We start from the raw sequence: 18374 nt of genomic DNA on the forward strand, positions 1-18374 counted from the left end.
AAACGGAGGAAAATGAATGGCAGAAGTATCAGTTAAGCAACTTGCCACTGACATCGACACGCCGGTTGATCGTCTTCTCCAGCAGTTTGTCGATGCCGGCATCGTGAAGAGCAAGGCCGACGACATGGTCAGCGAGTCTGAGAAACAGACCCTGCTGGCACATCTGAAGAAACAGCATGGAGGTGACGAGGTCACCGCACCTGCTCGCATGACCTTGCAGCGCAAGACCAAGAGCACCATCAGTGTTCAGGGGACTGGCGGCAAGAACAAGGAAGTGCAGGTAGAAGTGCGCAAGTCTCGCACCTATGTAAGACGCTCGGCGCTGGAAGATGAACAGCGCCAGGCGGAAGCCGAGGAAACAGCGCGTTTGGAAGCAGAAGAAAAAGCTCGTCGCGAGGCCGAAGAGAAGGCCCGCCTCGACGCTGAAGAGAAGGCTCGCCGTGAGGCTGAGCAGGCTCGTCGTGAAGCTGAGGAAAAGGCGCGGATCGAGGCACAACAGAAGGCTCGACAGGCTCAACAGCCCGCCAAAGCAGCCGTTAGCACAGCTCAGCAAGAGGCAGAAAAGATGGCCAAGCGCGAAGCAGAAGAACTGAAGCGCCAACAGGAACAGACAGCTTTGCAAAAAGCTGAAGAACTCGCCGCGAAGAAAGCCGAAGAGGCTCGCATCATGGCGGAACAGAATGCGGCCCGCTGGGCTGAAGAAGAAGCGGCTCGCGCCAAAGAGAGCAGCGATTACCATCTGACCACCAACAAGCACGCGCAAGCGGCCGAAGATGAGTTGGATCGTAAGGAAGAGACCAGCCGTCGCACGGCTGCCGCTGCCAAGGCGCCGAAGAAGGTCGGCCGTCGCGAAGACGACCGCAATGACCGCAACTCCCGCGATCCCCGTGCCCGCAAAGGCAAGCGTGGCAAGATGGCCATGCCGAACGCCATGAAACACGGCTTCAACAAGCCGGCTGCCGTGGTCAACCGTGACGTCGTCATCGGCGAGACCATCACAGTGGCGGAGCTCGCCAACAAGATGGCCGTCAAGGGCGTTGAAGTCATCAAGGTGATGATGAAGATGGGTGCCATGGCCACCATCAACCAGGTGATCGACCAGGAGACCGCTCAGCTGGTCGCCGAGGAGATGGGTCACAAGGTAGTGCTGCGCCGTGAGAACGAGCTGGAAGAGGCGGTACTTAGCGATCGTGACGAGACCTCCGAAGCCAAGCCGCGTGCGCCGGTCGTGACCATCATGGGTCACGTCGACCACGGCAAGACCTCGCTGCTGGACTATATCCGTAAGGCCAAGGTTGCCGCGGGCGAAGCCGGTGGCATTACCCAGCACATCGGTGCGTACCACGTACAGACCGACAGCGGGATGATCACCTTCCTGGATACCCCGGGTCACGCGGCGTTTACCTCCATGCGTGCTCGTGGTGCCAAGGCGACCGACATCGTTGTTCTGGTTGTTGCAGCTGACGACGGCGTGATGCCGCAAACCATCGAAGCTATCCAGCACGCCAAGGCGGCCGGTGTGCCGCTGGTTGTTGCGGTGAACAAGATCGACAAGCCTGAAGCGGATCCGGATCGCGTCAAGACCGAGCTGGCCCGTTACAACGTCATGTCCGAAGACTGGGGTGGCGATTGCCAGTTCGTGCACGTCTCCGCCAAGTCTGGCGAAGGCATCGACGACCTGCTGGAAGCCATCCTGATCCAGGCCGAAGTCCTGGAGCTGAAAGCGGTGGTTGACGGCATGGCCAACGGCGTCGTGATCGAATCCTTCCTGGATAAAGGTCGTGGTCCGGTTGCCACCGTGCTGGTACAGGAAGGTACTCTGCGTCAGGGCGACATCGTGCTGTGCGGTCTTGAGTACGGCCGGGTGCGCGCCATGCGTGACGAACTGGGTCGCGAGATCAAGGAAGCAGGTCCCTCTCTGCCAGTGGAAATTCTGGGTCTGTCCGGCGTCCCCTCTGCTGGTGACGAAGCCACCGTTGTGCGTGACGAGAAGAAAGCCCGTGAAGTGGCGCTCTACCGTCAGGGCAAGTTCCGCGAAGTCAAGCTGGCCCGCCAGCAGAAGGCCAAGCTGGAAAACATGTTCGCCAACATGACCGAGGGCGAAGTGTCCGAAGTGAACGTGGTGATCAAGGCCGATGTACAAGGCTCTGTGGAAGCGATCTGCGATGCGCTGGTCAAACTCTCCACCGACGAAGTGAAGGTGAAGATCGTGGGTTCCGGCGTAGGTGGCATCACCGAAACCGACGCGACCCTGGCCGCGGCTTCCAGCGCCATCCTGGTGGGCTTCAACGTCCGTGCCGACGCTTCTGCGCGCAAGGTCATCGAATCCGAGAGCCTGGATCTGCGTTACTACTCCGTCATCTATGACCTGATCGACGAAGTGAAGCAGGCCATGAGCGGCAAGCTGGCCCCCGAGTATCGTCAGGAGATCATCGGTCTGGCTGAAGTGCGTAGCGTCTTCAAGTCGCCGAAGTTCGGCGCCGTTGCCGGCTGTATGGTTACCGAAGGTGTGGTCAAGCGTTCCAACCGCATTCGCGTTCTGCGTGACAACGTGGTTATCTATGAAGGCGAGCTGGAATCCCTGCGCCGCTTCAAGGATGACGTCAACGAAGTTCGCAACGGCTACGAGTGTGGTATCGCGGTCAAGAACTACAACGACGTGCGCGAAGGCGACCAGATCGAGGTGTACGAGACCGTTGAAATCCAGCGGACTCTGTAAGCCGAGCGTTAGACAAAATAGGGGGTCGCGGCCCCCTTTTATCGCAGGATAGAATATGGCCAGAGAATTCAGCCGGACCCGTCGGGTCGGGCAGCAGATCCAGCGTGAAATCGCGCTGATCCTGCAGCGCGAGGTGAAAGACCCGCGCATCGGCATGGTGACCGTCTCCGACGTGGAGGTCTCCAAGGACCTCAACTATGCCAAGGTTTATGTCACCTTCTTGCAACTGGAGAATGACGCCGAACGCATCAAGGAAGGGCTCAAGGGCCTGACCGAGGCTGCCGGTTACATCCGCAGCCTGCTGGGCAGCGCCATGCGTCTGCGGGTGGTGCCCGAGCTGCGTTTCTACTACGACCAGACCCTGGTCGAGGGGATGCGCCTCTCCAACCTGGTGACCAACACTGTGCGTGAAGACAAGCGTCGCATGACTGAAGCCGGTCGTGACGAAGAGCAATCCGCACCGGATGACACGACTGAGGATAACGCCTGAGATGTCTCGTAGACGTCGTTTCAAAGGCCGTGACGTACACGGCATCCTGCTGCTGGACAAACCGACCGGCCTGACTTCCAACGATGTGTTGCAGAAGGTCAAGCGGATCTACAACGCCGCCAAGGCTGGCCATACCGGCGCCCTGGACCCCCTGGCCACCGGCATGTTGCCGATCTGCCTCGGGGAGGCCACCAAGTTCTCCCAGTATCTGCTGGAAGCGGACAAGCGCTATGAGGTGACCGCCAAGCTCGGCGAGCGCACCAATACCAGCGACTCCGACGGCGAGGTGGTCTCCACCCGTCCGGTGAACGTGGCCGTGGGTACCCTGATCGAGGCGCTGGACCAGTTCCGCGGCCCCATCATGCAGGTGCCGTCCATGTACTCCGCCCTCAAGCACAACGGCCGTCCGCTCTACGAATATGCCCGTGAAGGGATCGAGATCGAGCGGGAAGCCCGTCCCATCACCATCTTCGAACTCAAGCTGCTCGGCTTCGAGGGGGACGAGGTGAAGCTGGAAGTGCATTGCAGCAAGGGTACCTATATCCGTTCCCTGGTGGACGATCTGGGGGAAGTGCTGGGCTGTGGCGCTCACGTCACCCAGCTGCGTCGCACCCAGGTGGCGAGCTACCCCTACGAGCGGATGCTGACCCTGGAGCAGCTCGAGTGCATCTTCGAGCAGGCCAAGGCCGAAAGCATTCCGCCACGGGAACAGTTGGATCCCCTGTTGCTGCCGATGGACACCGCCGTGGCCTCTCTGCCCGAGGTAAACATGCTGGTCGCCGTGGCCGCCTATGTGAACCAGGGTCAGGCCGTGCAGGTGGCAGGTAGCCCCCAAAGCGGCCAGGTCCGCATGACGGTTGGCCCGGAGCGCGAATTCATCGGGGTTGGCGAGATCGATGACGAGGGGCGCGTGGCGCCCAAGCGTCTGGTTCGCTACCACGACGAGGAGTGATCCTCAGGCGGTATCGGTCTGTCACGCGTCTTTCCCGTTGCGAAAAGGGGCGGGGACGATTATGATACCGCCCTCATTTCACGGCTGAATTAGAGATTGGCTGTGAACCTTTAAACACTCTACTGGAGTAATACCATGTCTCTAAATGCTGAGATCAAAGCTCAAATCGTTGCCGACAACGCTCGTGGCGCCAACGACACCGGTTCCCCCGAAGTGCAAGTTGCCCTGCTGACTGCCCAGATCAACCATCTGCAAGGTCACTTCAAGGAGCACGCCAAGGATCACCACGGTCGTCGCGGTCTGCTGCGCATGGTTTCCCAGCGTCGTAAGCTGCTGGACTACCTGAAGCGTAAAGACGTTCAGCGTTACGCTGCTCTGATCGCCAAGCTGGGTCTGCGTCGTTAATCGACCATCAGATTTCGCAAAAAAGGGGAACCGCGAGGTTCCCCTTTTTTATTGCCCGTTTCAAACAGGATGCAGGCCGTTGCCTGCCTCACAGAATTGACGTCCGCGCTTACCTTTTGATGCGAATCAAGTATACTTGCACGCGAATTTAAAGCGCCAAATTGTTAAAAGGAAATTCACGTGAATCCTATTGTAAAGTCATTCCAGTACGGTCAACACACCGTCACACTGGAAACCGGTGTGATGGCCCGTCAAGCCACTGCGGCCGTCATGGTCAGCATGGACGATACCTGTGTCTTCGTGACTGTCGTTGGCAAGAAAGAGGCCGATCACGGCCGTGATTTCTTCCCGCTGACCGTCAACTATCAGGAGCGTACCTATGCTGCTGGTCGTATCCCGGGTGGTTTCTTCCGTCGTGAAGGCCGTCCGAGCGAGGGTGAGACCCTCATCTCCCGTCTGATCGACCGTCCCATCCGTCCGCTGTTCCCGGAAGGCTTCCTCAATGAGGTTCAGGTGGTTGCCACCGTCATGTCCGTGAACCCGGCCGTTTCTCCCGACATCGTTGCCATGATCGGTGCCTCCGCGGCCCTGGCCATCTCCGGCATCCCGTTCGGCGGCCCGATCGGTGCAGCCCGCGTGGGTTACATGAACGGCCAGTACGTGCTGAACCCGACCACCACCGAACTGCCCCAGAGCGATCTGGATCTGGTGGTTGCCGGTACTGCCAATGCGGTGCTGATGGTGGAATCCGAAGCGGCCATCCTCTCCGAAGAGGTGATGCTGGGCGCCGTAGTCTACGGTCACGAGCAGATGCAGACCGTGATCAACGCCATCAATGAATTCGCTGCCGACGTCGGTACCAAGCCCTGGGACTGGACCCCGCCTGCCGTCAACGAAGCGCTGAAAGCCAAAGTTGCCGAACTGGCCACAGCTGAGCTGGGTGAAGCCTACCGCATCACCGAGAAGGCTGTTCGCTACGAAACCATCGCTGCCATCAAGGGCCGCGTGGTCGAGCAAGTCATCGCATCCGGCGTGGAAGAAGATGCCAAGAAGATCGGCGAAGAGTTCCACAGCCTGGAGAGCCGCATCGTCCGTGGTCGCGTCGTACGTGGTGAGCCGCGTATCGACGGTCGCGATCCGGAAATGATCCGCGCCCTCTCCGTCGGTACCGGCATCCTGCCCCGTGCCCACGGTTCTGCCCTGTTCACCCGTGGTGAAACCCAGGCCATCGTGGTGGCCACGCTGGGTACCGAGCGTGACGCCCAGAACATCGACGAGCTGACCGGCAACCGCGCCGATCGCTTCATGCTGCACTACAACTTCCCGCCCTACTGCGTCGGCGAGACCGGCATGATGGGCAGCCCGAAGCGTCGTGAAATCGGTCACGGCCGTCTGGCCAAGCGTGGCGTTGCTGCCGTGATGCCGAGCGCCGCCGAGTTCCCGTACGTGGTGCGCGTGGTCTCTGAAATCACCGAATCCAACGGCTCCTCCTCCATGGCGTCTGTCTGTGGCTCCTCCCTGGCGCTGATGGATGCCGGTGTGCCGATCAAGGCCTCCGTTGCCGGTATCGCCATGGGTCTGGTGAAGGAAGAAGAAGGTTTCGTCGTGCTGTCCGACATCCTGGGTGACGAAGATCACCTGGGCGACATGGACTTCAAGGTAGCCGGTACCAGCGAAGGTGTGACCGCGCTGCAGATGGACATCAAGATCGAAGGCATCACCAAAGAGATCATGGAGATTGCGCTGAAGCAAGCTCGTGGCGCTCGTCTGCACATCCTGAAAGTGATGGACGAAGCTATCCAGGCTCCCCGTGCTCAGATCTCCGATTTCGCACCGCGCATCCACACCATCAAGATCAATCCTGAGAAGATCAAGGACGTGATCGGCAAGGGTGGTTCCGTGATCCGCGCACTGACCGAAGAGACCGGCACCAACATCGAGCTGGATGATGACGGTACCGTACGCATCTCCGCCGTGGCCAACGAAGCCGCCATGGAAGCGATCCGCCGCATCGAGGCCATCACCGCCGAGATCGAAGTGAACCGCATCTACGAAGGCAAGGTCGTGCGCCTGGCTGACTTCGGCGCCTTCGTCAACATCCTGCCGGGTAAAGACGGTCTGGTGCACATCTCCCAGATCACCGATGCCCGCGTACAGAACGTGGCCGACTTCCTGAAAATCGGTGACGTGGTGAAGGTGAAGGTACTGGAAGTGGACCGTCAGGGCCGTGTGCGTCTCTCCATCAAGGAAGCGAACGCACCGACCGAAGCGGCTGCTGCTCCTGCTGCCGTTGCCGTCGAAGAGCCGGCTGCCGAATAAGGCTGCCGTATGTGAAAGAGCCGACCCTTGGGTCGGCTTTTTTGTGCCTGTCGCCCGGCATGGCGCAGATTGTCTCCTTGTTCCTTTTGGCGCCCCTTGATATAAGGGACGACCCCGCTTCGTTGGCAAAAGGAATTGCAGTATGTCTTGGGCCTACCTCAGGCAGTTTCCTTCCCTGGTCTGGATCGTCATCCTGGGGACTTTCATGGTGCGTACCACCTTCTTCATGGTCTGGCCCTTTTTCTCCATCCTGCTCTACCGTGACTACGGACTTTCGGCGACCCTGATAGGCGCCATCCTGGGGGCCACGGCGGCGCTTTCCACTCTTGTCAGCTTCTATGGCGGCTGGCTCTCGGACAAATGGGGGCGGCGCAACATCCTGTTGTTCGGCTGCCTGGTGTCCGCCCTGAGCGTCGCCCTGCTCGGCCTCTCCCACCAGGTGGGCTGGCTAGCACTCGGGGTGATCGGCAGCGGACTCTCCTACGGGCTCATCGACGCACCGGGCAAGGCACTGATGGCCGACAATCTGGCCGAGCCCAAAGCCCGTGAGCTGGCGCTGCACCTGCGTTATTTCCTGCTCAACCTGGGGGCGGCCATCGGTCCTCTGCTCGGCGTCACCTATGGCCTGAGCGCGCGTCAGGAGACCTTCCTGTTGCTCAGTGCCAGCTATCTGCTGCTTGGCATCGTCTTTGTCATCGGGTTCAGGCTGGCGGGTTGCCACACCAGCCAGGCGGCCGGGCCCGGCATGCGTGCTGTGCTGCGGGTGCTCTGGCAGGACAGGGGGTTTCTGCTGCTGATCATGGCCAATCTGCTGCTGATGCTAGTCTACGCCCAGTTCGAGTCGCCCCTCATCCAGTATCTGACCCGCGCGGGGACGCCGGAGGTGGAGCGGCTCATCGGCTGGCTGGTGACGACCAACGCGCTGACCATAGTGATGCTGCAGTTCCCCCTGCTGCACCTGACTGCCCGCTGGTCCACGCGGCGCAAGCTGCAACTCGGGGTGGCGCTCTTTCTCGGCGCCCAGTTGCAGTTTGCGCTGGGGGATACCGCCATCTGGTGGCACTGGATAGTGGCGGTGATCCTCCTGAGCGTCGGGGAGTGCATCCTCTTCCCCTTGCTCAATGTGCTGATCGATCAGATGGCGCCTGGTCATTTGAAGGGGAGCTATTTCGGGGCGGCCTCCATCTCCGGACTCGGGGTGGCCATGGGGGCCTTGCTGGGAGGCTGGGTGCTGGCCCACTGGGGCGGGAGCTGGCTTTACGCTCTGATGGCGCTGCTCTGCCTGGTGATCCTGATGCTCTATGGTCTGAGTACCCGGACCTCGCGCCCTGCGCTGGTCCGGGCTGGGCCCTGACGGCTAGAAGGTCAGCACCTTGTCGGCGGCCAGAGTCCATTGGGCCAGCAAGGGGAGGGTGCCTATCTCTATGCCCTCGACAAGGGGTAGCGGGGTGATGCCGCGCGCATCGGTGCAACTCTTGCAAAGCCGGATCCGGGTGCCCTGAGCCAGCAGTATCTCCAGCATCTGGCGCAGGTTGTAGCCCTCGGCCGGAGCCTGCCCGGCCAGAGCAGCAGTGACGGCATCCGACATCAGGAAGAGGTTGAGGTCTACCTTTCCCTCCTCTTTGAGGGCGATGCCGAGGCGCAGGGCATTGAACAGGGACTCGCTGCCATAGGGGGCGCCGTTGGCAATGATGAGAATGTGTTGGGTCATGTGGCTCTCCTGATTGAAAGGGCCATTGTAGCCTCGGCGAAAGCGGCCCGGCATGATGCAGAGCACACTCTGTCGTAGCCCGGCCCCGTGTGTCTTGACCTCACACAGGGAGTCAGGTCTCATGGACGGCCATCCAGTATGACAGAACAAAGAGGTTGTTATGTGGAAGATCGCCGGAATAGGCTTATTGTTGTTGGCCGGACAAGCCTATGGTAGTGAAAACATCGGCTGCAAGGCCAGACAGCAGGCCGTGACGGATCAGCTTGCGTTCGCCAGGGCGCACAACAACCAGGAGCAGGTAGCCGGCCTTGAGCGGGCACTGCGCAACCTGGAGGCCCATTGTACCGATGCCGGGCTCCTTGAGGAGCAGCAACGCAAGGTGGTCAAGCAGAGGGAAGAAGTGGAAGAGCGGCTGGCCGAGTTGCAGAGCGCACGGGTATCGTGCAAGCCGGACAAGATTGCCAAGAAGCAGTCCAAGCTGGAGGAGTCCCAGGCCGAGTTGCTGGAAGCCCAGCGCGAACTCGAGGCGCTGCAAAAACTGGTCAAACCCTGAGGGAAGGGCAGCGCAATAGAAAAAGCCGGGCATGCCCGGCTTTTTCTATTTCTGGATAATGCACCCGCGAGTGTCAGACGCTGACTGCCTGTGCATCCGCACGAATTTCTCCATCAGCTGATCTTCGGTTTCCCACCCGATGGATGGGATCCCGGAGGATGCCGTCCATGGGGCGCAGATGCTGATGCAGGTGCTACAGCTACTGCCTGTGCATCCGCACGAACTTTTCCATCAGCTGATCTTCGGTCTCCACGTGGGCGGGATCCCAGATGATGCAGTCGATAGGGCAGACGCTGATGCAGGTGGGCTTCTCATAGTGGCCGACGCATTCGGTGCAGCGATCCGGGTCTATCTCGTAGATCTTGCTCCCCAGGGTGATGGCCTGGTTCGGACACTCCGGATCGCACATGTCACAGTTGATGCACTTGTCGGTGATGAGCAGTGCCATCTCAGGCCGCCGAGTGAGGTTGACGGGTATCCTCGCGCTCGCCGAGGTTGCGCAGCAGGATACCGTAATTCACGTCGATCTCCTTGGGTACCGGCACGTAGACCACGTGGCCGTTGCCCGGTGCGGTGTCGATGAGCTCGCCCTTGCGGTTCTGCATCTGCTCCAGGTTGAAGCTGAGGTTGCCCTGGGGGGTCATCAGCTCCAGGCTGTTGCCCAGCAGGAACTTGTTCTTCACCTCGACTTCGACCATGTCACCGTTGCGACCGGTGATCTCGCCGACGAACTGCTGGGTGTCGGAGACGGAGTAACCGTAGTCGTAGTTCTGGTATTCGCTGTGGTTGTGACGGCGCAGGAAGCCCTCGGTGTAGCCGCGGTGGGCCAGGTTCTCGAGGGTGCCCATCAGGGTCGGATCGAACGGACGGCCAGCCACCGCATCGTCGATGGCCTTGCGATAGACCTGGGCGGTACGGGCGCAATAGTAGAAGGACTTGGTACGGCCTTCGATTTTCAGGGAATGAACGCCCATTTTGGTCAGGCGCTCGACGTGCTCGACAGCGCGCAGATCCTTGGAGTTCATGATGTAGGTGCCGTGCTCGTCTTCAAACGCGGTCATGAACTCGCCCGGGCGGTTGGACTCTTCCAGCAGCACCAGGGCATCGGTTGGCTTGCCTGCGCCCAGAGTCGGATCCACCTTTTGCACGGCGATGGGCTCCTGGCGGTGGACGATCTGGCCCACGTCATCTTCCTTGCCCTCGTGCACCTTGTACTCCCAGCGGCAGGAGTTGGTGCAGGTGCCCTGATTGGGGTCACGCTTGTTGATGTAGCCGGAGAGCAGGCAGCGGCCGGAGTAGGCCATGCACAGCGCCCCGTGGACGAAGACTTCCAGCTCCATCTCCGGCACCTGCATGCGGATCTCCTCGATCTCGTCGAGAGACAGCTCGCGGGAGAGGATGGCACGGGTCAGGCCCATCTGATGCCAGAACTTCACCGTGGCCCAGTTGACCGCGTTGGCCTGCACCGAGAGGTGGATAGGCATGTCGGGGAAGGCTTCGCGCATCATCATGATGAGGCCGGGGTCGGACATGATGAGTGCATCCGGCTTCATATCCACCACGGGGCGCATGTCGCGGATGAAGGTCTTGAGCTTGGAGTTGTGGGGCTGGATGTTGGCCACCACATAGAACTGCTTGCCGAGGGCATGGGCCTCGTTGATGCCGAGCTGCAGATTCTCGTGATCGAATTCGTTGTTGCGTACCCGCAGGCTGTAGCGCGGCTGGCCCGCATAGACGGCGTCTGCGCCATAGGCATAGGCGTAGCGCATGTTCTTGAGGGTCCCGGCAGGGGAGAGCAATTCTGGTCTGAACATGTTGGACTCTTTTATCTGATTGCAAATCAGGACGGCGCCACCTGATGGCGTCGTGTGGGTTCATCGGTGGCGCGACCGTCTTCGACGCACGGTTATCCGATGGGGGTACATCGGAGCAGGAGGTGACTCGATACTCCGGATATACGGGGTGCGAGATTGTACTCGTGACCGCCTCGTCATGCAATTTGGGACGGCCTTGACATGCCTGCGCCATGTTCATTTTACGCTCAGACTGGGGTTGCTAGAGTGCAAGGGGTGAAAGATGCCCCTGAGTTGGCGATGAAATGGATCTTTTCGGCGAAAAAAACCATCTCCAAGTTGAAATTTTGCCCTGCTCGGGAAAGAATGCGCGCTCGGTTGTTGGTCCCCGGTGACGGGCCCACAAGAGACCGATGATGAGCAGGGCAAAGGCCCACAGGAACAGGAAACCATACAGGAATTTTATGAATCCCCTTCGCATTGCCGCTTCGGCTCTTTTATGTACGCTGACGCTGGTCAGCCAGCAGGCCGCCGCCGTTGAATACCAGCTGCCTGCGGCCAACAGCCGCCTGATCGGTGAGAACCAGGAATACGTGGTGCCCGCAGACAACCGTCCGCTGGAGCAGATCGCCTCCGACTTCCAGCTGGGTCTGACCAACATCATGGAAGCCAACCCGGGCGTCGACCCCTACCTGCCCAAGGCGGGCAGCACGCTGATCATTCCCCATCAGCTGATCCTGCCCAACGCTCCCCGCGAAGGGATCGTCATCAACGTGGCGGAGATGCGTCTCTATTACTACCCGAAGGGCAAGAACGTGGTGCATGTGCTGCCCATCGGCATCGGCCAGCTCGGGGTCAACACCCCGGAGAACTGGATCACCAAGGTTGAGCGCAAGCGTGCCAACCCGACCTGGACCCCGACCGAGAATATCCGTCGCCGCTACGCCGCCCAGGGCAAGACCCTGCCCGCGGTCTGGCCGGCCGGCCCGGACAACCCCATGGGCCTGCACGCGCTCTACATCGGCAACCTGTACGCCATCCACGGCACCAACGCCACCTTCGGCATCGGTCTGCGGGTGAGCAGCGGCTGCGTGCGCCTGCGCGCCGACGACATCAAGTACCTGTTCGATCACGTGCCGGTCGGCACCCGCGTCCAGTTCGTCAACCAGCCGGTCAAGACCACGGTCGAGCCGGATGGCGGTCGCTACATGGAAGTGCACGAGCCGCTGTCGCGCACCGAGGAAGAGTTCAACTCCACCGCCTCCGTGCCGCTGCCCATGACCCCGGCTACCACCCGCTTCATCGCCCACGCTGACAGCGATTCCAACGTGGTCAAGCAGGTGCTGGAACAGCGTACCGGCATCCCGACCCGCCTCAATCCAGAAGCGTAATGGCCGGCAAGTGCAGTTAAACAACAACGGCGACCATCAGGTCGCCGTTGTTGTTTCTGCATATCCGGACGTCAGCTGGCTGGTGGGGCATAGAGAGCCAGCCAGTTGCCTTCGGTATCTTCGATGATGACCCGGGAGCCATGACCGCTGCCGATGCTGTGCAGAGGCTCCAGCACCCGCCCGCCGAGCCGTGGGACCAGCAGTTCCGCTTCCTGCAGCCTGTCACCGAGGGAGAGATAGATGAGGGGACCGGCACCGCCGGGCTGGTGATATTTGTCCATGGGGCCGAGACAGGCCGCCGCGTTGCTGCCGTCGTGGCGCAGCATGGCAAAGCGCATGGTCTCTTCCTGGATGGGGGTGACCTGCACATCGAGCAGGGCCGAGTAGAAGTCCATGGCACGATCCAGATCCCGTGTCGGAATGTCGGCCCAGACCAGGGTGTTGTCCATCGTCGTATTCTCCAGAGTTTCCGGCCAACGCGGTCGGTGGCTCTTTGAGGTTAGAAGTGGCGGTCGGGGGGCGCCATGGATAAAAAAGCGGCGCCTGATGGCGCCGCTTGAAGGGGGAAGAGCCGAGTAAGGCTCCCCCTCTTATTTGCCGGCAATGCTGAGCCCGCCAAAGCGGATCAGCGGGGCATAGAAGTCCTTGCCATCGTCGTGGTGCAGCTGGTTGCCGACCGCTTCCAGCTCCCCGAGCAGACGATAGAAGTTGCCCGCCACCGTGATGCCGCGTACCGGTGCCACGCGCTCGCCATTTCGGCAGAGGAAGCCGGAGGCGCCGAACGAGAAGTCGCCGCTCACCGCATCGGCCCCGGAGTGCAGGCCGTCCAGCTTGACCAGCTCCAGGTACTCACCGCTTTGTACCTCGGCCTCGCCGTGGGGGCCGAGCCCGAACACCAGGTGACGAGGGGCCACGTCCAGGGCACTGCGGGCACTGCGGGCGGCTGCACCGTTGCTCGTCACGCCGAAGTGGCGGGCGGTGGCGCTGTTGTGCAGCAGGGTCTTGAGCTCCCCCTCGCCGATGAGCAGGAGATCCGAAGTGGCGGCCCCTTCGCCGTCAAACGCCTTGATCTTCATGCCCCCCGGCATATAGGCACGGCTCTCCAGGGTGAGCCAGCGAGACGCCACGCTTTGGCCCAGCTTGTCGCGCCAGGGGTTGATCCCCTGCTGGGCCCACTTGCCAGACAGGGCGGACTGGAAGCAGCCAAACAGGCTGGCAAAGCAGTGGGTGCTGAAGATGCCGCTGTAGCGACCGCTCGGCACCGCCTCACCCATCAGCAGGCCATCGGCCACGGCGTGGATCTGGCGGATGAGAGGCTGGCTCTCCAACTCGTCGAAGCGCCGTGCGTACTGTCCCTGGTAGTGCATGGACTGGCGGCCCTCCCGCTCGATGAGAGCGGAGCTGTGGCAGCCGACGCTGAATTCCTGATGTTCACAGATGCTGCCCTGGCTGTTGGCAAGCCAGAGGCGGCTCTCCCCCTCGAAGAAGCCGTTGTAGGGGGCGCCGGTCACGTCCGGCAGGGCCAGCATGTCGGACTCGAGGCGCAGGGTCAGGGCGATCTTCTCTTCCACCGCCGTGGTGTCGGCCTGATGTATCTCGGCGCAGTCGGTGATGAGCCTGCTCTGCTGCACTGTGATGCGCTGATCCGGGTCCACCTTGGCGAAGCGGCTCGCATCGAGCGCATCCTGCACCATGGCGTCCAGGGCCGACGCGTCGAGGGACTCGGAATAGGCGATGCCGACCCGGCCTTCCTTGATGAGGCGAATGCCGATCTGCTGGCTGCTGGTGACCTTGTATTCACTGAGCTCGCCCTTGTCGGCCTTGAGGGAGAAGGCCTTCTCCTGATTGGCGATGACGTCTGCCTCGGCACCCAGATCGGCGACCTGGTCCAATAGACGGGCAAGCAGTTGGTTCATGTCGAGTTGGCTCATCAGGCGTTCCCCCCAACCAGGATATTGTCAACCTTGAGCGGCGACGGGCCGACTGAAACGCGAATGAGGCGGGAGATGGAACCGCACAGAGTGTCATGGATGTTCATCAGGCGTTCCCTCCGACCAGAATGCTGTCAACCTTGAGCGGCGGTTGGCCGACCGAGGCGGGAATGGATCCGGAGACCGAGCCGCACATGCCGGCGGAGAGGGCCAGATCGCGCCCCACCATGGAGATCTCCTTCAATACCTGCGGGCCGGTGCCGATCAGGGTGGCCGACTTGAGGGGCCGGGTGATCCTGCCCCCCTCGATGAGGTAGGCCTCCTGCACGTTGAAGTTGAACTCGCCGGTACCGGGCTGCACAGAGCCACCCCCCATCCGCTTGGCATAGATACCGTGCTCCACGGTTGCCAGCATGTCGTCGAGGCTGTAGTTGCCCGGTTCGATATAGGTGTTGCGCATGCGGGAGGCGGGGGCGAACTTGTAGGATTCCCGGCGCCCGGAACCGGTGCGGGCGTAGCCGGTGCGAAGGGCCCCCATTCTGTCCACCAGGAAGCCGGTCAGCACGCCATCCTTGATGAGCTGGGTGTGCTGGGTCGCCATCCCCTCGTCATCGACGTTGATGGAGCCCCAGGCGTTGCCCTGCAAGCCCTCGTCCACCGCGCTGACCGCGGGGTTGGCGATGAGCTGGCCCATCTTGTCGTGGAACACGGATGCCTTCTTGGCCACCGAGGTGGTCTCCAGCAGGTGACCGCACGCCTCGTGGAAGATGACGCCGCCAAAGCCGCTCTCCATGATGACCGGCAGCTTGCCGCTCGGGCAGGGGGCGGCTCCCAGCTTCACCAGTGCCTGGCGGGTGGCGGTGAGAGCCAGCTCGCGGGGATCGATGCTCTCGGCATGCTCCCATCCCTTCATGGCACCGGGGGCTTCATAACCTACGCTCTGCTCGCCCCCGTCCAGGGCGATGGTCTGGGCCATGATGCGGTTGTAGTGGCGGCGATCGCTCACCTGCACCCCTTCGCTGTTGAAGATCTCCACCTCCTGCTCCCAGCCGAGCACGTTGCCCGAGAACTGGCTCACCTTGTCGCTCTCGGCGCGGGCCGCAGCGTCCATGGCATGCAGGTAGGTGATCTTCTGCTCCAGCAGCTTGTCGGCCGACAGCGGCAGAGCGATGGGGTTGCGGTCGGTCAGGCGGGTGAAGTCAAAGGCGGTGGCGGTGACCACGGGGTCACGCCTGTCCTTGGCCGCCAGCAGGGTAACGATGCGCAAGAGCTCGTTGCGATCGGCCAGATTGGTGTAGCCGTAGAGCACCTTGTGGCCGTAGCACAGGCGAACGCCGATACCGAAGTCGAGACCACCGCTGATGTTCTCTATCTGGCTGGAGAGCAGGCTGAGCTGGCTGCGGCGCTTGCGCTCCACAAACAGCTCGGCGAAATCGGCACCCAGCGCCAGCGCGTGATCGAGCACGTCGCGGGCGATGGCGGGGGCCAACAGGGAGAATGAAGTCATAGAATATCCTTTTCTGGTCTGTCCGTTTGCTTCCGACACCCGGCGTTGTGTTGTTATGGGGTGTCGACCTCATTGTTGCAGACCAGAAGCAAAAAGTCGCTATAGCGTCAGCCGATGATACCGAACGAGAAAATCGGTGCGATTTATGCGCCCGGCAGCCCGAGCGCAGGCTACCGACAGGGGAGGTTGGCGCCGCTCATGGCGCTCGTTTTATATGAGGTTGACCCACTGCTCTATACGGGGTCGGTCTGGTCGTCCATTGGCCGGCGTCGTCGAACATCCAGGCGATCAGGGTCAGAGCAGTTCGTGGATCTCGCTCAGGATCTGGTCGACCCACTGCTCGATACGGGGTCGATCTGGCCGTCCAATGGCTGGCGTCGTCGAACATCCAGACGGCCAGGGTCAGAGCAGTTCGTGGATCTCGCTCAGAATCTGGTCGACCCACTGCTCGATACGGGTCGGTCTGGTCGTCCATTGGCTGGCGTCGTCGAACATCCAGGCGGCCAGGATCAGAGCAGTTCGTGGATCTCGCTCAGGATCTGGTCGACCCACTGCTCGATGCGGGATTCGGTCTGGTCGTACTGATTGGCGTCATCAAGGGCCAGCCCGACGAAGTGACGGCCATCGTCGATGAGCGCCTTGGAGGCGTCAAACTCGTACCCCTCGTTGGGCCAGTAGCCCACCAGCTTGACCCCCTTGGGGACCAGCTGATCGTGCAGCAGGCCGAGGGCATCCTGATACCACTCCCCATAGCCCAGCTGATCGCCCATGCCAAACAGGGCGATGATGCGTCCCTCCAGATGCAGGTCGGCGATGTCTTCCCAGCGGGATTCCCAGTCCTCCTGCAGCTCGCCGAAGTCCCAGGTGGAGATGCCCAGGATCAGGATGTCGTACTCCTGCATGCGGGCGAGGGGCACATCCTTGATGTTGTGGAGATCGACCAGCTCGGGGCCGATGAGGGCGCGGATCTTCTCGGCGGCCATCTCGGTGTAGCAGGTGGTGGAGCCATAAAACAAACCTATCTTCATCGCTCTTCTCTTGATCGCAGTCGGCAAGGGGCGTGACCGGCACAGCGGCGCCCGGGGGGGAGGGCGCCAGTCTAGCAGATTGCGCCGGGCTCTTCACCGCCTGAGGGGATGTGCAGCCTTGCCTTGCGGCCCGGGTGGGTCGGCACGTTACAATGGCGACCTGTTTCCCTGAGCGCGGCGCACCATGAGCAAAGCAGAATCCCATCCCCTGATCGAGCCGTTTCTCGACGCCCTCTGGCTTGAGCGGGGGCTCTCCGACAACACGGTCAGCTCCTATCGCACCGACCTGGAAAAATTTGCCCTCTGGCTCGATGAGCAAGGCGGTTCCCTGCTGCTGGCGGGGCTGGACGACATCCAGCACTACCTCGCCTGGCGGGTGGACCATCAGTTCGCGGCCAGCAGCACGGCCCGTTTCCTCTCGGCCCTGCGCCGCTTCTACCAGTATCTCAATCGAGAGAAGCTGCGCAGCGACGATCCCACCGTGCTGCTGGAGGGGCCAAAGCTCCCCAAAAAGCTGCCATCGGATCTGAGCGAAGCCGAGGTGGAGGCGCTGCTGCAAGCGCCCCTGGTGGACGATCCGCTGGAGCTGCGGGACAAGGCAATGCTCGAGCTGCTCTACGCCACCGGGCTGCGGGTGTCCGAGCTGGTGGGGCTGACCGCCGAACACGTCAGCCTGCGCCAGGGGCTGGTGCGGGTGGTGGGCAAGGGCAACAAGGAGCGCCTGGTGCCCATGGGGGAGGAGGCGGTGCACTGGCTGGAGCGCTACTACCGGGAGGGGCGCACCCTGCTGCTGGGTGGCACCAGCTCGGACGTGGTGTTCCCCTCCAAGCGGGCCCGGATGATGACCCGCCAGACCTTTTGGCACCGCATCAAGCTCTATGCCCTGAGAGCCGGCATCAGGGGGGAACTCTCCCCCCACACCCTGCGTCACGCCTTCGCCACCCACCTGCTCAATCACGGCGCCGATCTGCGAGTGGTGCAGATGCTGCTGGGCCACGCGGATCTCTCCACCACCCAGATTTATACCCACGTGGCCAACGAGCGGCTCAAGGCACTGCACGGCCAGCACCACCCCAGAGCCTGATCGCCTCACCTGCCTTGCAACAAAAAACCGCCCGAAGGCGGTTTTTTTTCAGCACACGACAGGGAGGAAACGGTTATTTCCCCTGCTGGGATTTCAGCAAGTCGCGGATCTCGGTCAGCAGCTCCTGATCCTTGGTGGGGCCGGCCGGGGCAGCGGCTTCCTCTTCCTGCTTCTTCTTCAGGGTGTTGATGGCCTTGAGCCCCATGAAGATGGCGAAGGAGATGATCAGGAAGTCGATACAGGTCTGGATGAACTTGCCGTAGGCGATGACCACGGCAGGGGCATCCCCTTCGGCGGCCTTCAGGGTCACGGCGAGATCGCTGAAATCCACGCCCCCCAGGATCAGCCCGATGGGGGGCATGATCACGTCTCCCACGAAGGAGGAGACAATCTTGCCAAAGGCGGCACCTATGATGATACCGACCGCCATGTCGATCACATTGCCCCTGGATGCAAAGGCCTTGAACTCTTGAATCAGACTCATTTTTCCC

17 protein-coding genes are annotated in these 18374 nt (G+C 61.5%); 9 read left to right on the forward strand and 8 right to left on the reverse strand.

Features of this window, described 5'->3' with window-relative positions:
* Positions 1-16: 16 nt before the first annotated feature.
* From infB to BN1120_RS01775, 6 genes are all read left to right on the forward strand, one after another.
* Positions 17-2719 (forward strand): translation initiation factor IF-2, encoded by a 2703-nt coding sequence (infB, locus tag BN1120_RS01750; RefSeq protein ID WP_042014477.1) that lies wholly within the window; start codon positions 17-19, stop codon positions 2717-2719.
* 55 nt (positions 2720-2774) lie between these two features.
* Positions 2775-3209, forward strand: coding sequence for a 30S ribosome-binding factor RbfA (gene rbfA / locus BN1120_RS01755; protein ID WP_010675366.1), 435 nt, complete (start codon positions 2775-2777; stop codon positions 3207-3209).
* A gap of 1 nt (position 3210) precedes the next feature.
* Positions 3211-4161: a tRNA pseudouridine(55) synthase TruB gene (gene truB / locus BN1120_RS01760; RefSeq protein WP_010675365.1), complete on the forward strand. Its 951-nt coding sequence runs from the start codon at positions 3211-3213 to the stop codon at positions 4159-4161.
* A gap of 135 nt (positions 4162-4296) precedes the next feature.
* Entirely contained in the window at positions 4297-4566 is a 270-nt protein-coding gene (rpsO, locus tag BN1120_RS01765; RefSeq protein WP_010675364.1) for a 30S ribosomal protein S15, read from the forward strand.
* 180 nt (positions 4567-4746) lie between these two features.
* Positions 4747-6885: a polyribonucleotide nucleotidyltransferase gene (pnp, locus tag BN1120_RS01770; RefSeq protein ID WP_029314766.1), complete on the forward strand. Its 2139-nt coding sequence runs from the start codon at positions 4747-4749 to the stop codon at positions 6883-6885.
* A 142-nt stretch (positions 6886-7027) separates the two neighbouring features.
* A complete protein-coding gene (locus BN1120_RS01775) occupies positions 7028-8239 on the forward strand; it encodes an MDR family MFS transporter (RefSeq protein WP_042014480.1) in 1212 nt (403 codons plus the stop codon).
* Positions 8240-8242: 3 nt separating this feature from the next.
* Here the strand turns inward: BN1120_RS01775 and BN1120_RS01780 are convergent, their stop codons facing one another.
* Positions 8243-8596, reverse strand: a complete 354-nt coding sequence (locus BN1120_RS01780) for a DsrE/DsrF/TusD sulfur relay family protein (protein WP_010675361.1) — start codon at positions 8594-8596, stop codon at positions 8243-8245.
* 160 nt (positions 8597-8756) lie between these two features.
* On the opposite strand from BN1120_RS01780, the gene BN1120_RS01785 reads away from it, so the two are divergent.
* Entirely contained in the window at positions 8757-9149 is a 393-nt protein-coding gene (locus tag BN1120_RS01785; RefSeq protein ID WP_042014482.1) for a DUF1090 domain-containing protein, read from the forward strand.
* 199 nt (positions 9150-9348) lie between these two features.
* Here BN1120_RS01785 and BN1120_RS01790 read toward each other — a convergent pair whose 3' ends face one another.
* A complete protein-coding gene (locus BN1120_RS01790; RefSeq protein ID WP_010675358.1) occupies positions 9349-9597 on the reverse strand; it encodes a YfhL family 4Fe-4S dicluster ferredoxin in 249 nt (82 codons plus the stop codon).
* 1 nt (position 9598) lies between these two features.
* Complete coding sequence (gene trhP / locus BN1120_RS01795; RefSeq protein ID WP_010675357.1) at positions 9599-10963, reverse strand: prephenate-dependent tRNA uridine(34) hydroxylase TrhP; 1365 nt, start codon at positions 10961-10963, stop codon at positions 9599-9601.
* A 443-nt stretch (positions 10964-11406) separates the two neighbouring features.
* Here trhP and BN1120_RS01800 point away from each other — a divergent pair, with 443 nt between their 5' ends.
* Positions 11407-12333 (forward strand): L,D-transpeptidase family protein, encoded by a 927-nt coding sequence (locus tag BN1120_RS01800; protein WP_042014484.1) that lies wholly within the window; start codon positions 11407-11409, stop codon positions 12331-12333.
* 71 nt (positions 12334-12404) lie between these two features.
* Here the strand turns inward: BN1120_RS01800 and BN1120_RS01805 are convergent, their stop codons facing one another.
* The 4 genes from BN1120_RS01805 to fldB form a co-directional block, all read right to left on the reverse strand.
* Positions 12405-12782 carry a VOC family protein gene (locus BN1120_RS01805; protein ID WP_010673739.1) on the reverse strand — a complete coding sequence of 126 codons (378 nt, stop codon included), beginning with the start codon at positions 12780-12782 and terminating at the stop codon, positions 12405-12407.
* 141 nt (positions 12783-12923) lie between these two features.
* Positions 12924-14264, reverse strand: a complete 1341-nt coding sequence (locus BN1120_RS01810) for a TldD/PmbA family protein (RefSeq protein WP_042014485.1) — start codon at positions 14262-14264, stop codon at positions 12924-12926.
* A 106-nt stretch (positions 14265-14370) separates the two neighbouring features.
* Entirely contained in the window at positions 14371-15771 is a 1401-nt protein-coding gene (locus tag BN1120_RS01820) for a TldD/PmbA family protein (RefSeq protein ID WP_042014487.1), read from the reverse strand.
* 509 nt (positions 15772-16280) lie between these two features.
* Positions 16281-16799 (reverse strand): flavodoxin FldB, encoded by a 519-nt coding sequence (gene fldB, locus BN1120_RS01825; RefSeq protein WP_041212516.1) that lies wholly within the window; start codon positions 16797-16799, stop codon positions 16281-16283.
* A 184-nt stretch (positions 16800-16983) separates the two neighbouring features.
* Here fldB and xerD point away from each other — a divergent pair, with 184 nt between their 5' ends.
* Positions 16984-17883, forward strand: a complete 900-nt coding sequence (xerD, locus tag BN1120_RS01830; protein ID WP_042014490.1) for a site-specific tyrosine recombinase XerD — start codon at positions 16984-16986, stop codon at positions 17881-17883.
* 73 nt (positions 17884-17956) lie between these two features.
* Here the strand turns inward: xerD and mscL are convergent, their stop codons facing one another.
* Entirely contained in the window at positions 17957-18367 is a 411-nt protein-coding gene (gene mscL / locus BN1120_RS01835; protein ID WP_010673746.1) for a large-conductance mechanosensitive channel protein MscL, read from the reverse strand.
* Positions 18368-18374: the final 7 nt, after the last annotated feature.

Origin of the sequence: Aeromonas caviae (assembly GCF_000819785.1) — a bacterium.
Taxonomy (GTDB): domain Bacteria; phylum Pseudomonadota; class Gammaproteobacteria; order Enterobacterales; family Aeromonadaceae; genus Aeromonas; species Aeromonas caviae.

Excerpts from the sequence above, each read along its gene's own strand:
- infB (WP_042014477.1), top strand. The coding sequence starts at position 17 with ATGGCAGAAGTATCAGTTAAGCAACTTGCCACTGACATCGACACGCCG.
- rbfA (WP_010675366.1), top strand. The coding sequence starts at position 2,775 with ATGGCCAGAGAATTCAGCCGGACCCGTCGGGTCGGGCAGCAGATCCAG.
- truB (WP_010675365.1), top strand. The coding sequence starts at position 3,211 with ATGTCTCGTAGACGTCGTTTCAAAGGCCGTGACGTACACGGCATCCTG.
- rpsO (WP_010675364.1), top strand. The coding sequence starts at position 4,297 with ATGTCTCTAAATGCTGAGATCAAAGCTCAAATCGTTGCCGACAACGCT.
- BN1120_RS01775 (WP_042014480.1), top strand. The coding sequence starts at position 7,028 with ATGTCTTGGGCCTACCTCAGGCAGTTTCCTTCCCTGGTCTGGATCGTC.
- BN1120_RS01780 (WP_010675361.1), bottom strand. The coding sequence starts at position 8,596 with ATGACCCAACACATTCTCATCATTGCCAACGGCGCCCCCTATGGCAGC.
- BN1120_RS01785 (WP_042014482.1), top strand. The coding sequence starts at position 8,757 with ATGTGGAAGATCGCCGGAATAGGCTTATTGTTGTTGGCCGGACAAGCC.
- BN1120_RS01790 (WP_010675358.1), bottom strand. The coding sequence starts at position 9,597 with ATGGCACTGCTCATCACCGACAAGTGCATCAACTGTGACATGTGCGAT.
- trhP (WP_010675357.1), bottom strand. The coding sequence starts at position 10,963 with ATGTTCAGACCAGAATTGCTCTCCCCTGCCGGGACCCTCAAGAACATG.
- BN1120_RS01800 (WP_042014484.1), top strand. The coding sequence starts at position 11,407 with ATGAATCCCCTTCGCATTGCCGCTTCGGCTCTTTTATGTACGCTGACG.
- BN1120_RS01805 (WP_010673739.1), bottom strand. The coding sequence starts at position 12,782 with ATGGACAACACCCTGGTCTGGGCCGACATTCCGACACGGGATCTGGAT.
- BN1120_RS01810 (WP_042014485.1), bottom strand. The coding sequence starts at position 14,264 with ATGAGCCAACTCGACATGAACCAACTGCTTGCCCGTCTATTGGACCAG.
- BN1120_RS01820 (WP_042014487.1), bottom strand. The coding sequence starts at position 15,771 with ATGACTTCATTCTCCCTGTTGGCCCCCGCCATCGCCCGCGACGTGCTC.
- fldB (WP_041212516.1), bottom strand. The coding sequence starts at position 16,799 with ATGAAGATAGGTTTGTTTTATGGCTCCACCACCTGCTACACCGAGATG.
- xerD (WP_042014490.1), top strand. The coding sequence starts at position 16,984 with ATGAGCAAAGCAGAATCCCATCCCCTGATCGAGCCGTTTCTCGACGCC.
- mscL (WP_010673746.1), bottom strand. The coding sequence starts at position 18,367 with ATGAGTCTGATTCAAGAGTTCAAGGCCTTTGCATCCAGGGGCAATGTG.